This is a genomic window from Larkinella rosea (assembly GCF_003858635.1).
GTDB classification, from domain to species: Bacteria; Bacteroidota; Bacteroidia; order Cytophagales; family Spirosomataceae; genus Larkinella; species Larkinella rosea.
The window spans coordinates 1234993-1248356 of sequence record NZ_RQJO01000008.1 but is presented as its reverse complement, the minus strand read 5'-3'; the positions used below and the strand labels follow the sequence as shown (position 1 = coordinate 1248356).

At 50.8% G+C, this 13364-nt stretch carries 15 protein-coding genes; 8 read left to right on the top strand and 7 right to left on the bottom strand.

The window, feature by feature from the left end:
• Positions 1-366 precede the first annotated feature (366 nt).
• Positions 367-588 (top strand): PspC domain-containing protein, encoded by a 222-nt coding sequence (locus EHT25_RS33175; protein ID WP_124875439.1) that lies wholly within the window; start codon positions 367-369, stop codon positions 586-588.
• Here EHT25_RS33175 and EHT25_RS13905 read toward each other — a convergent pair.
• From EHT25_RS13905 to EHT25_RS13895, 3 genes are all read right to left on the bottom strand, one after another.
• Complete coding sequence (locus EHT25_RS13905) at positions 583-1623, bottom strand: glycosyltransferase family 2 protein (RefSeq protein WP_124875437.1); 1041 nt, start codon at positions 1621-1623, stop codon at positions 583-585. The two genes, EHT25_RS33175 and EHT25_RS13905, sit on opposite strands and share 6 nt — an antisense overlap.
• A gap of 3 nt (positions 1624-1626) precedes the next feature.
• Positions 1627-1962, bottom strand: a complete 336-nt coding sequence (locus EHT25_RS13900; protein ID WP_124875435.1) for a YbaB/EbfC family nucleoid-associated protein — start codon at positions 1960-1962, stop codon at positions 1627-1629.
• Positions 1963-2100: 138 nt separating this feature from the next.
• Entirely contained in the window at positions 2101-3879 is a 1779-nt protein-coding gene (locus tag EHT25_RS13895; RefSeq protein ID WP_124875433.1) for a T9SS type B sorting domain-containing protein, read from the bottom strand.
• Between the two features lie 434 nt (positions 3880-4313).
• Between EHT25_RS13895 and EHT25_RS13890 the strand changes: the two genes are divergently transcribed.
• The 7 genes from EHT25_RS13890 (at position 4314) to EHT25_RS13860 (ending at position 10818) form a co-directional block, all read left to right on the top strand.
• Complete coding sequence (locus tag EHT25_RS13890; protein ID WP_124876122.1) at positions 4314-5561, top strand: bifunctional 3,4-dihydroxy-2-butanone-4-phosphate synthase/GTP cyclohydrolase II; 1248 nt, start codon at positions 4314-4316, stop codon at positions 5559-5561.
• A gap of 153 nt (positions 5562-5714) precedes the next feature.
• Positions 5715-6569 (top strand): hypothetical protein, encoded by an 855-nt coding sequence (locus EHT25_RS13885; protein ID WP_229311531.1) that lies wholly within the window; start codon positions 5715-5717, stop codon positions 6567-6569.
• A gap of 176 nt (positions 6570-6745) precedes the next feature.
• On the top strand, positions 6746-7315 hold the full coding sequence (locus tag EHT25_RS13880) for an RNA polymerase sigma factor (protein WP_124875431.1): 570 nt from the start codon (positions 6746-6748) through the stop codon (positions 7313-7315).
• Positions 7287-8960 (top strand): hypothetical protein, encoded by a 1674-nt coding sequence (locus EHT25_RS13875; RefSeq protein ID WP_124875429.1) that lies wholly within the window; start codon positions 7287-7289, stop codon positions 8958-8960. Before EHT25_RS13880 ends, EHT25_RS13875 begins: the two co-directional genes overlap by 29 nt.
• A gap of 78 nt (positions 8961-9038) precedes the next feature.
• Positions 9039-9512: a QcrA and Rieske domain-containing protein gene (locus EHT25_RS13870; RefSeq protein ID WP_124875427.1), complete on the top strand. Its 474-nt coding sequence runs from the start codon at positions 9039-9041 to the stop codon at positions 9510-9512.
• A 3-nt stretch (positions 9513-9515) separates the two neighbouring features.
• Positions 9516-10202: a hypothetical protein gene (locus EHT25_RS13865; RefSeq protein WP_124875425.1), complete on the top strand. Its 687-nt coding sequence runs from the start codon at positions 9516-9518 to the stop codon at positions 10200-10202.
• A 28-nt stretch (positions 10203-10230) separates the two neighbouring features.
• A complete protein-coding gene (locus tag EHT25_RS13860) occupies positions 10231-10818 on the top strand; it encodes a YceI family protein (RefSeq protein ID WP_229311530.1) in 588 nt (195 codons plus the stop codon).
• 63 nt (positions 10819-10881) lie between these two features.
• Here the strand turns inward: EHT25_RS13860 and EHT25_RS13855 are convergent, their stop codons facing one another.
• The 4 genes from EHT25_RS13855 to EHT25_RS13845 all read right to left on the bottom strand — a co-directional run bounded on the left by EHT25_RS13855 (position 10882) and on the right by EHT25_RS13845 (position 13240).
• A complete protein-coding gene (locus EHT25_RS13855; protein ID WP_229311529.1) occupies positions 10882-11721 on the bottom strand; it encodes an NAD(P)H-binding protein in 840 nt (279 codons plus the stop codon).
• A 70-nt stretch (positions 11722-11791) separates the two neighbouring features.
• Entirely contained in the window at positions 11792-12490 is a 699-nt protein-coding gene (locus tag EHT25_RS13850) for a helix-turn-helix domain-containing protein (protein WP_124875422.1), read from the bottom strand.
• Positions 12373-12687 carry a DUF6597 domain-containing transcriptional factor gene (locus EHT25_RS33470; RefSeq protein ID WP_374756161.1) on the bottom strand — a complete coding sequence of 105 codons (315 nt, stop codon included), beginning with the start codon at positions 12685-12687 and terminating at the stop codon, positions 12373-12375. The genes EHT25_RS13850 and EHT25_RS33470 overlap by 118 nt, the downstream gene beginning before the upstream one ends.
• On the bottom strand, positions 12635-13240 hold the full coding sequence (locus EHT25_RS13845) for a cytochrome c oxidase subunit 3 (RefSeq protein ID WP_124875420.1): 606 nt from the start codon (positions 13238-13240) through the stop codon (positions 12635-12637). The genes EHT25_RS33470 and EHT25_RS13845 overlap by 53 nt, the downstream gene beginning before the upstream one ends.
• Positions 13241-13364 lie beyond the last annotated feature (124 nt).

The window sequence follows — 13364 nt, the reverse complement described above, 5'->3', positions numbered from 1 at the left end:
TCAAACAGGTCCCAGGTTAACACACGAAAATGGCGATACGGATGGAACAAACCGTCTATGCATTGACTTTGTTGAATAGCAAAAATAAATTAACTTTTACTAAGACAACAGCTTAGTAAACACAAAGTAACAAAATTTGTCACGAATATGTAAACAATTCCATTCGATTTTTATTGGCTTATTTAACGACTTAATTATACAAATTAAATTTATTGGTAAATATTAACGCAAACAAAACGTTTTAGGAATTGTTGATCAAATTCGTTCGGTGTATCTTTGGTAATCGAACAAATCCCTTGACGAGGGTTTTCCGGCATAAATCAGACGATTGACCATCCAGCACTGATTATCAGGAGCATTACGGCTATGAATAAACTCAGGTATTTCGTAGAAAGTCAAGCATTTGGCGTTTGCGCACGATTGGGCGAGAAAATGAACATTTCGGCCAGCAGCATTCGTTTGTATTTTATCTATACATCGTGTCTTACGCTGGGATCTCCTGTCGTTCTGTACCTCATAATGGCGTTCTGGATGGAAATGCGCAAACACCTCCGGCGACATCACCATCCAACCGTCTGGGAGTTATAGATTGGGGTTGTTTTCAACCTTCGGCAATTCACCGAACGTTTTTTTTCCTTTCACAAAATATTGCCAGATGATGCTGTGCGGGTAAATTTCCCGGTGGGTGATGCGGTTTTTTCGCAGGTCGGCCAGCGCGTTCCGTTGTTTGCGCAGGTAGGGCAACCAGCTGTAAAAGGTAAAATGGGCTTTTAAAATCGCCAGCGTATCCCGCCAGTGGCCCGACGCCAGAAACCGCAAACCCGATAACCCATCCAGCACCAGCCGGATCATCAGGTTGAGAAACACGTGACCTTCCGGCAGATTTTTGTAAAGCATCGCCAGACTGTTGCGGTAATTCAAAAACGTTTTGTGGGGATTGGATTTATGGAGCGTGCCACCGCCGACGTGAAAAACCACCGAATCGGGGCAATACCAAATTTGATAACCGGCGTTTTTGGCCCGCCAACACCAGTCAATCTCTTCCATGTGGGCAAAAAACCGGGGGTCGAAACCGTCTAACCGATGAAAAACATCCGACCGAACCAGCATACACGCACCCGTTGCCCAGAATATTTCCCGCGCGTCGTCATACTGATGGCGGTCGTCTTCACCGGTATCGAATAACCGCCCCCGGCAAAATGGATACCCCAGGTAATCAATGTAGCCCCCGGCGGCCCCGGCATATTCAAACAGCCGGGGATTTTTAAAATCGCGGAGTTTGGGCTGACAGGCCGCGATCCGGGAATTGGATTTCATGAGCGCCAGCAAGGGCGTCAGCCAGTTCGGGCTCACTTCAACATCCGAATTCAGCAGCAGATAAAACCGGGCTTCGATCTGTTTCAAAGCCGCATTATAACCGCCTGCATACCCCAGATTGATGGGCAAATGAATGAGTCGCACCGACGAAAACCGCTTCTGGAGGAAGGCCAGGGAATCGTCGGTGGAATTGTTATCGGCTACATAAACCGGAAAACCTTCGGCATTGGCGAGTACGGAAGGTAAAAACTGCTCCAGAAATGTTTTCCCGTTGTAATTTAAAATAACGATGGCAACGTCATCCATGCCTTACGACATCAGATTTCCCAGGTCGAAACCGGGAATGTTGGGCAACAATCCCTCGGTTGCTTTCTGAAGATGAGCTTTGATTTTCGGTTCTACGTTTTCAAGAGCTTTGTTCGTGGCGGCAACCACCAGATCCTGCAACATTTCGCGGTCTTCAGGCCGAATCAAATCCGGATCGATGGTCAGCCGAATAACCTGTTTGAGGCCGTTGACGGTTACATGAACCATTCCGGCACCCGATTCTCCCGATTCAGTTAGGGTGTTCAGGCTGGCCTGTGCTTCTTTCATGCGCGCCTGAAATTCCTTCACCTTACCGAACATATCCATCATATTGAACATAGCTTACGAAAAAAGAAGTGAGATAATAGACAAGAGAAAAATTAACAATACAATCCGATTGTTAAAGCAAAGGTAGCAAGGAATGAATAGCCTACCCGGCTTTCTGCTTTCTTTTGTCGCTTCTCTTTCCCGGAGTGTCTACCGAATCAGTAACACCTTGCCGATCTTTTCTGTTTTCGCACCGTTTGGATCGATGGCGTTAATGCGGTAGGCGTAGGTTCCGGCCGGAGCTGGTTTTCCGTCGATCTTCCCATCCCAGCCTTCCCGGCTTTCGGTATGGAACACCACTTCGCCCCAGCGGTTGTAGACCGTCATCTGAATGGATTCAAAATAGGTGCTGCCTTTTACTTCGAGCACATTATTTTCTTTGTCATCATTGGGCGTAAACGCATCCGGCATGAAAATCCGCGCAGCCTGCACGAAGGTGTAGAAATTGGAGTAACTGATGGCGCCGGACTTCGAAACCGCCTTGACCCGAAACCGGAACCGCTGCGTATCGGGCTCACTGCCCGGCACATAAGACGTTTGAGTGCCAACGGAAAGTTCGGCCCACACCACGCCACTATCATCGATTTTTTCGACGATATAATGATCGATTTCCTCGTTGGCAAACGGCGAATCGCCCGTCCAGTCGATGGTGGAAGCCGAATTGGAATTCAGGTAAATCGTGCAAACCATTCTGGAAGGTTCCGACGAAACCCCACAGGCGTTCTGGTAAACGATTTCGTAACAGTACGACTGTTTTTGGGGCTGCACACTCCCGTCCTGATGAATATTCCGGTCAATTTCTTCGGCGGTTTGGGTGAAGGTTCCCCCCGGCTGATCCCGGCGGAACACAATCATTTTATAGGTGGGACTGATGGTGGTCGGAATCGGCGGCAAACCGCGCAAATCGACCCGGTTGTCGCCGTTGACCGAAACTTGTACGGTGGAAAACGGAGGAGGTGTGGCCGACGAACGGGCCGTTACGCAGACTTTGTCCGATACAATTTCGGCCGGACCGGCCTGGGCCGTCACCTGATAGCAATACGGTTCGTTGCAGGTTATCCCTTCCGAATCGACAACGGAGTTCGTGGCGCCGTTCGTGATGGTCCGAAAAGCGCCGTCATTTTTGGTAACCGCATACTGCTTAAAACCGGTCAGGTTACTGGCGACTGTCCAGGTAACCGCATTCTGTTTTTCCTCCGCTTTTACTTCCAGCCCGATGCTGCAGACTTCATTCGATTCAAATTTTTGACCGCAGGCATCCATCGAAACCAGTTTAAAGCAGGTCGGGTGTGATGTGATAGTGGGAATCACCAGCGTGCCATTGCCAATCCGGGAGAGGGTGGTGGGAGAAAAAACACCAGATGAACTCTGCTGGTGGACCGTCACCGTCTGTTTGGCACCGGCCTGGACCTGTAGCGTAATGTTCGAGCCCGCCGTGGTCAGTTTGGTAATGACCGGTTTTACAAATTCGCTGCTCAGCATGGGCGTCACCTGCTGAAAAGAGCCCCCTCCGCAGTTTATTCCCGCATAATTTCCACTTACCTTGATCGTATAATTTGAATTGTTTTTGTATTGATGACTGATTCCGGCCAGCGCGGTTTTCGGAATGGTTTGTATCGGACTTCCGTCATTCCAGTCGACCAGAAATTCGTCGTATTGACTGGCCACCGCGTCGTTGACAATGTCCAGCACCACTTTCAGATCGGCACAACTGTAGGCCCGAAAATTCGGCGGGGTGGCATCGAGCACTTCAATTTCCTGACAGGCCACCGAACCGGTTCCCTGAATACTGCCCAATTGTAGAATGGTGTATTTGCCCGGTTTTGTGTAGGTATATGTAACAGCCGAAACGCTGGCATTCGTGGCAATCGGGTCTCCACCTTTGTAATCGTAAACGTACCGGAATAAATTATCCGGGCTCGCGGTCATATTTTTTACTGTAATGGCGAGTGGTGCACATCCTTTTACGACCGATACGTTAAAACTACCCTTGGTAGTTGATGGATCCGGAAGAGTCACACACCAATTAACAGTTGCTTGAGCAAACGTGTTTGAATTTAAACCAAAAACCGCTCCGATCAGGAAAATCCAGATCGGCTGCCAGACTATTCCCACTAAACCGGCTGAGCATTTCCTGATGACTCTCACAAAGGGTAAAGATTTTTTGTCGCTACAAGCACTCGTTAGGATAAAAACGTTCGAAACACAAATTTAGCGTATCGAACGTATCTTTGCGGAACAATGTTTCAAGAGACGTGAGAATAAAGAAGTGAGACGAGAGACCAAAACCGTTAAATGGGCTCGTACTCCTTGTCTATCATCTCTTGTCTCACCTCTTTTATCTCAAGTCATTTCACTTTATGATGAGCAATAATAGTACCAATCCCGGTAGTTTGCTGGACCGAATTGAAGACGCGGTTCAGGATATTCGCGACGGAAAAATCATTATCGTCGTTGATGACGAAGACCGGGAAAATGAGGGTGATATGATCTGCGCTGCGGAGAAAATTACGCCCGAAATGGTGAATTTTATGATTAAGGAAGGCCGGGGCCTGATGTGCGCTCCGCTCACCGAAGCGCGGTGCCACGAACTGGGTCTGGAAATGATGGTGGGCAACAATACCTCCGTCCATACCACGCCTTTTACGGTGTCGGTCGATTTGCTGGGCAACGGCTGCACCACCGGAATTTCGGCCAGCGACCGCGCCAAAACCATCCGGGCACTGGTCGATCCGGAAACCAAACCCGAAGATTTGGGCCGTCCGGGGCATATTTTCCCGCTCCGCGCCGTCGATGGCGGGGTAATTCGCCGGTCCGGCCATACGGAAGCCGCTATCGATTTTGCCAAACTCGCGGGTTTGCAACCGGCGGGCGTCCTGATCGAAGTGCTGAACGAAGACGGCACGATGGCACGCTTACCGCAACTGCGCGAAATGGCCGATAAATTCGGGATGAAACTGGTCAGTATTCAGGACCTGATCGGCTATCGGTTGCAGCAGGAAAGCCTGATCAAACGCGAAATTGGGGTGAACATGCCCACCGGCTACGGCAATTTTGAACTGATTGCCTACAAACAAATCAATACCGACGACACGCACCTGGCCCTGATCAAAGGAACCTGGGAGAAAAACGAACCGGTTCTGGTACGGGTTCACTCGTCGTGCGTAACCGGCGATATTTTTGGCTCGTGCCGCTGCGACTGCGGAGAACAGCTCCATGCGTCCATGAAAATGGTGGAAGCCGAAGGCAAAGGTGTTGTGCTCTATATGTTTCAGGAAGGCCGGGGCATTGGGCTGATGAATAAGCTGAAGGCGTATAAATTGCAGGAAATGGGCCGCGACACCGTCGAAGCCAACCTGGAACTGGGGTTGCCGATGGACGCCCGCGACTACGGCGTCGGCGCGCAGATCCTGCGGGATCTGGGAATCACCAAACTCCGGCTGATTACCAACAATCCGAAAAAACGCGCGGGTCTGATGGGTTACGGTCTGGAAATTGTCGAAACGGTTCCGATCGATATTCGCCCGAATCCGCATAACGAGGTTTATTTGCGTACCAAACGCGATAAAATGGGTCATGAACTCAGCCACGTAAGCGATCCCACGGTTTAACAATCGGCCCGTTTTCGATAGCCCGTCCTGACCGACGGGCTTTTTTTGTTACTTTTTTGCCGGACACGCAACCTTTTTTCTCCCCTTTCCGTACTGGCTCCGAATCGATTCAACAGGTACGCATTTAGTTCTAATCTTTTTATCTACTTACTTATGAAACCAAGATGGATTGCGGCCCCAATGGTCGCCCTGTTGATTATTGCCGGTTGTTTAACGTCCTGTGACAAAGATTCGGGAGATCCAGTCGTAACCCCTCCCGATCCTGCCATTAACCTGACCAGTACTTCATTGGGAAATGTATTGACGGATGAAACCGGTCGGACACTGTATTTCTTTTCCAATGATTACGACAGCACCGGCGCATCGACCTGTACCGGCGGCTGTTTGACCAACTGGCCGGTTTTTTACCGGGCCACGCCGAAACTGGCTTCGGGCCTGAATGCGGCTGATTTTGGGACAATTACCCGCGCCGACGGAGCGAAACAGACGACGTATAAAAGCTGGCCGCTGTATTATTTTAAAGATGATGCCGCATCGGGCGATGTAAAAGGCGAAAACGTAGGCGGTATCTGGTTTGTGGCTAAACCAACGTATTCCATTATGATGGCCAGCGCGCAGTTGGTGGGACATAACGGCAAGTCGTATACGTCCGATTACAAGGAAGGAACCGGAAAGACGATTTATTTTACCGACGGGATGGGCCGCACCCTGTACGGTTTTAAGAATGATAAAAACATGAAAAACAACTATACGAAAGCCGATTTCAGCAATAACGCGGTTTGGCCTTTGTACGAAGAAACGCTGAAGGAGGTACCGTCGACGATCGACAAAACGCTGTTTGGTACTATTACAGTAGCCGGACATCAACAGTTGACGTTTAAAGGCTGGCCTTTGTATTATTTTCAGCAGGACAACGGCAAGCGCGGCCTGAACAAAGGCATCAGTTTCCCGCAACCCGGTGTGTGGCCGATTGTCAACAAAGACACGCCGGTTGCCCCTGCGCCCTGACCGAGTTAATTGGCTTCAGTGAGTCAGTTCTAATACGTTTCTTTGTATCTTGTTCTGTCCTGCCAACCTATGATGCCTGAAAACAGAACGGCTCACTGAAGACAGTGAACAAACTTTTGCCCGGTTGACGCAACCCATTTGTGCCGAATGCCGTATTGACGATTGAAACCCGACGTATGACAGTGCCCTCCCCAGATATCGCCGGACTATTACAGGAATGCCAAAATGGCAATCGCAGAAGCCAGGAGCAGCTTTACCGGCAGTTCTACGGCTATGCGATGGGGATTGGTCTACGCTATTCGTACAACCGGGACGAAGCCGTGGAGATCGTGAACGATGGCTTTATGAAAGTTTTTACACGGTCGAATTTATACCGACCCGAAGTGCCTTTCAAGATGTGGTTGCGTCGCATTATGATCAATACCGCCCTTGATTATTACCGCCAGAACCTGAAGCACCGTTACCACGAGGACATTGACCAGGCCGTTCAGATACCGGACGTCGAAGCCAGTGCCCTCGACCAACTCAGCCATGAGGAATTGATGGAAGTCGTGCAATTGCTGACCCCCGCCTACCGAATGGTTTTTAATTTGTACGCAATCGATGGATACACCCACGAAGAGATCGCCAGCCAGTTGGCTATTTCGGTCGGCACTTCGAAGTCCAATCTGGCGCGTGCCCGTGAACAATTGAAACAATTATTAAAACGTAGATGCCATGGCGAGTTTGCAAGAACTTCCCGATGACGAACTGGACAAGCTCTTCCGGTCGTCAGCCGAGGAGTTTGAACCGCCTTACCATTCTGAAGACTGGAACAGCCTGCGCCAGCGTCTCGACGACGATGACCGGTCACGGTTTCTCTATCGCTTTGTCTACTGGGGCCTGCCGCTGTTGCTGCTCTTGCTAACGACGGTTTCGCTGGTGATGGAACCAGTGGCAGTGCGTTCATCGGCCACAAAACCGGCCCGGCAGCAGGAAGCCACCTCGACGGGCAAAGTCCCTAAAACCGGCGCGTCAGACACCGCCGGTCCGGGAGATAAGGTTGCAGCAGGTACGGTTTCGTCGGAATCCAGCCGCTCCGGTGCATCATCGAAAAAAACCGCTACGCCATCGGCTCCTTCGGAAGCCGGAACAACAACCAGTGACGAAAACCGGTCCGTTGAAAAACCGCTTGGCGAACGCACCGCCGTTGTTGCCAAGCCGGAAGCCGAAGCACGCTCGACCAGCAACCGATTGAAGCCAACGAGTCCAATAACGAACACCGGTTCGACAGACCATACAGTTAACCGTCGTACGAAAACCACCATACCAACGAGAATAAGTGCCCGTTCAGCAGTTAAAGGCCGGTTGGATAAACCGGTCAGTGGGGAAAATAAAGAAGCTGCCGAAACGGCATCCGAAATTCCGAAAACCGGGAAAACCGCATTCCGGTTTTCCCGAAAAGGAACCAATCAATCGGCTGAATCTGCGTCAGCCGGCACCATCGGAGATGCCAATTCGGGCAGTCTGGCGAAAAACCGTCCGGCCAATCCGGCTCCCGGTTCCGAAACGCCAGCGGTTTCCAAGGCTGTCACTGACAGACCGACAGTGGATCTAACCCGTGAAACACCGGTTTTGCCTTCGGAAACGGAGATGTTGGCCTGGCTGAGCGATCTGACTTATATCGAAGCCCGTTCGCCCAAAAAACAACCGCTGCCGAGCCTGCCGGAACTGGACCTGGAACCGATGCGGCCGCCGGTCGGGCCCAGAATCATTCCGCCAGCGATTCCCGTGATTGGGTATCCGGCGCTGTCGATTCGCTTTATCATGGCACCGGATCTGAATTTTGTGGGAGACAGCCCTAAAGCGGCCACGGATCTGGAAATTGGACTTGTCGGTGAATACCGGTTTGCCAGGCGGTTCACGATTCAAAGTGGCGTTTTGCGGTCAACAAAAAGATACAATGCGCCGGGGAAATCTTATACCAAACCGCCCCATTGGTACGGCCCGATGTACCAAAGTGTCGATGCGGTTTGTACGGTGCTGGATATTCCGGTCAATCTGCGGTTCGACGTCATGCTGAACGAACGGCGCCGGTGGTTTGTCAGTGCCGGTTTGTCATCCTACATCATGCAGAAAGAACGGTATGAATACAATTACCCACCGGGCGTATCACCCAATCCAACCATGCCACAATACTTTAGCTGGTCGGGGAAAACCGGCCTTCACAAATGGAGTCATTTGAATTTTTCGTTTGGATATGAACGCAACTTTAGTTCTGATGGCCCACTTCGCCGGTTTTCCTGGCAGGTAGAGCCCTTTCTGAAACAAGCCCAGGGAGCTACGCTGGGCTACGGTAAAATCCGGTTGACGAGCGCCGGGGTCTTTTTCTCATTACGCTATCGACTTTGATCAACACTTTTCGCGGTCCAAGAATCGTTAGTCGTAAAATAGTGTATCTACATTAATTTTCAACCTATTCATTAGCTTATGGAGACCAACCAACAAGAACCGATCAAGAGAGGTGAATTCCTGCGGAGCCTGGGATTGAGCAGCGCGGCATTGATGGCTTTTTACTGCATGGGAACGCTTACTTCCTGTTCAAAAGGTTCTGACGATCCGAACCCGGATCCGACACCGACGGGCAAAGTCGATTTCACGATTGATCTGAACGCCAGTGAATTTGCCGGCCTGAAGGATGCCACGAAGAAATATGCCTATAAAGACGATGTATTGATTGCCATGGCGAAAGATGGGTCGTATGTTGCCTTCTCGAAAATCTGTACGCACGAGGGTAACCTGGTGACGTATCGTCTGTCGACCAATAACCTCTATTGTCCCACGCACGGATCGGAATATGACCTGACGGGAAAAGTAACCGCTCCGGCCATCAATGGTCAGGCCAACCTGAAAAAATACAGTACGTCCTTATCCGGTACCAATCTTCGCGTATCTGAAGCCTAACTTATGAAGCATCTGTTGATTGTTTGCCTGTTTACCATTCTCTATTTGCCAGTTCGGGCGCAGGATTCGACCCGCGTAAAAGCCGACACAAGCATCAAAGCCTCATCCGACGCCAATGATCTGCTGGCCGAGTTGGGCGACAGTACGGCGGATGCTCAGGAGTTGTTACCGAAGAAGATGGTTTTTACGCAACGGGCATTTTGGGGGCCGAAGGGATTACTTCGGCTCACCAACATTGCTCCGCTTTCGCCCCAGGGCCGTGAAAAAGAATTGAAGATTCGCCGGACGTTTCTGGTGACGCACCAGGTGCTGGGATTTGCAACCCTGGCGGGATTTGTGGTTCAGGGGATTCTGGGCGGGAAGTTATACAACGCCAAAGGACTGGATTATGCCCGCATCAAAGAGCAGCACGAAACCTCCGCAATGATCATCAATTTCACCTACGGCACCACAGCGCTAATGTCGCTCACGGCTCCGCCCGGTTTGCCAACGGCCCGACGGAAAGGCGGTTTCAGTTCGATCAAGCTGCACCGGGCGCTGGCCATTCTCCACCTGACCGGCATGGTAACCACCAATATTCTGGCTCATCAGGTGGGTAAACACCCCGATTTGAAGCCTTACCACCGGGCAGCCGCCTACACCACATTTGGAGCGTACGCGGCCGCTATCATCGCCATAAAAATCAAGTAAGTTTTCAATCACTTCACACCCTTTTATCATGACAGCCTTTTCATATCAACGGCTGATGGCTAGCCTATTGCTCGTCAGCGCGGGACTCGTGGCCTTTCACCAACCCACTCATGCGCCCGCATTCGCCAAACGGAAGCTCATGGCCGACCGGGCCAAATCGACGATAACCTACGCCATGACGCATCCGATGCACAGTTTCGAGGGTGTCAGCCGCGATGTCGCCTGTGTGATCGTCATCGATGATGCCAACAAGATCGAAAGTGTAGCCGCAGCGACGAAAGTATCGAGTTTCGACAGCGATAATTCCAACCGCGATTCGCACGCGCTGGAAAAAATGGAAGCGTTGAAATACCCCAAAGTAACCTTTACCAGCAACGATGTTCAACAGGAAGGTACCAATCTGACGGTAAAAGGCAACCTTACATTTCACGGCGTCACCAAACCGGTTGTGATTCAGGGTACCCGGCAGGATGATAACGCGCAGGTAACGATTAAAGGGGATTTCGACATTAATTTATCGGATTACAAAGTCGAAAAACCGTCGCTGATGATGGTTCCGGTGGATGAAAAAGTAAAATTAAAGCTGGTGATGGTTTTTAAGAACACCGATTCATAAACCACGAAACCCCAAAGCGAAGCCTAGATGACTTCGCTTTGGGGGGTTACCGGGATGAAATTGCTAGTCCCAGACACCCGTAGCCGCCGTTCGGCGGATGTACTCCGAAAAATCGGTCGGTTTTCGCCCCAATGCCCGTTCGACCCCATCGGCCACGCTGGCATTTCGGCCGTCCAGCACTTCGGTAAATAAATACCGCAGCAAGCCCACAAACTCTTCGGGCACATCGTATTCCACCAGCATCGACGCATAATCCGCCATCGGAATGGATTCATAGTGAATCGGTCGGCCGGTTGCGGCAGCGATTTCGGTTACAGCTTCTTCAAAAGTGAGTAAGCGGGGACCGGTTAATTCGTACAATTGCCCGGTGTGTCCTTCTTCCGTCAAGGCAGCCACGGCCACGTCGGCAATGTCTTCCACGTCGATGAACGGTTCGCCGATTGCTCCCACCGGCAGCGCAACATAACCACTTTGGAGCGGTTCGAGCAAATAGCCTTCGTTAAAATTCTGGTTAAACCAGCTTGCCCGCAGAATTGTCCAGTCCGTTCCGGAACCCATCACGACTCGTTCGCATTCCTCCGCTTCCGGTTCGCCCCGACCCGATAACAGCACCAGTTTCCGGACACCGGTTTTTACGGCGATTTCGACAAACGAGCGGATTGTCTCAACGGCGCCGGGAACCGCCAGATCCGGCTGAAAGGCAATGTAAACCGAATCCATTCCTTCCAAAGCGGTTTTCCAGGTAGCCCGATTTTCCCAATCAAATCCGGGTTTGGCCGAGCGCGACCCGATCCGAAGCGGCCAGCCGCGCTCGGTCAGTCGTTGCACAATCCGGCTGCCGGTTTTTCCGGTTCCACCCAAAACCAATGTTTTCCCTGCGGTTTTTTCAATCATTTTGTCCATGTTCACTTCGTTTGTTTTTGGCAAAACTAGCGGAGTTAAAGCGGGCAAAATAGAACAAAACCGACAGCGGTTAACCGATTAACTGCGGAAAATTCTGGACGATTTCGACCGATCGTTTCTGGAATTGATGGGGCGAAAAACCGGCAAATTCTTTGAAGGAACGAATAAAGTGGGACTGATCGGCGTACAGATTATCAAAGGCGATATCCGACAAGCGGTCGAAATCATTCGCTCTGAACTGGGTCAGTGAAGCCTGAAACCGGCAGATTTTTGAAAATAGTTTCGGTGAAACCCCAACCCAATGATTGAACTTACGCTCGAAGCTGCGTTCGGAGAGATTAGCGGTTTTCTGAAGTTCTTTTAACGAAACAGTGCCATTTGACTGGACAATCCGGTCGACCGCATACTCAACCAGGCCATCGGGACCGGTTTCGTTTTTCCGGATTTCAGCCGCTAAATACGTGGACAAAAGCTCCATTTTACGACCGACCGACGAAGCCAGTGAAAGCTGTTCCAGCAGATAAAACCCCCGTTTTTCGGCCAGCGCATTCAAGTCGGTGCAGGTGTTGGTCAGTTCGCTGGCGTTTAGCCCGAAAATCGACTTCAAGGCATTGGGGTAGAAGCAAATACCGATTGTATCCAACCGGCCGCTCAGGCACAATTTCGCCTGGCTGGTGGTTTGTCCGTACACAAAAATACCGGGAAGTTGTTTGCTGGTCTGATCGTAAAACGTCCCCTGTTCCGGTTGTTGAACAGGAGCCCGGGGCAACCGTCGGCCAGCGGACGGAAGATTTTGGGCGAATGGTCGCGATCACTGCTCGTCAATACCCAGAAGTAACGGACATACGCTTTCAGATAAGCCGGTGGTTGCAGTTGTTCGTAGGTCATTGCGAGGTATGGGTTACGGCTATTTTTACATCCCGTGCTGAACGAGCAAAAACAAAAAAATGGACAGCCACAGCACATCCACAAAATGCCAGTATAGCGTAAATAGTTTGATTTTCAGCAGATTGGGCGGATTTACACTATAGACGAAGGCTTCGACGTACGGTATTCGGCGCATGGCCTCGGCAAATGCGATGGACAGAAAAATCAGACCGATCACAATGTGCAACAGGTGCAGGCCGGATAAAATAAATAGAAAACTGCCGGACGGATTCGTATGCAGATAAATGCCTTTCAGCATCAGTTGCCGCCAGCCCAGCATTTGCAGAACGACAAAAAGAGTTCCTAAAAAAAGGGTGGTGCCCAGATAAAGCCGGTATTGGGTAAACCGCTCGTGCCGGAAGGCGCTATTGGCAATGTGCAGGGTCAGGCTACTCGCAACAATGACGCCCGTGCTGGCCAGAAAAACCGTTGGCAGGGTCACGTTGCGCCAGTCGGAACCCACTTTCCGGACCAGGTACGTGATCAGTAGAACCGTAAAAACAAAGCTGCTGCTGGCCATGCACAACCAGAGGATGAAGCGCTTGGGCTCCCGGCGACGCGTAATAAAATTATCTTTATGACGGGTTTCCATCGGTGGTAGAACCAGCGGTTTTAGGCGTTTGCATACCGAACGCGAACCCATCGGAAATGGTTTTGCGAAATCGGCAGTTCGTAAAGTAACACAATACGAACAACATAAAATCCTTAAATCTGGA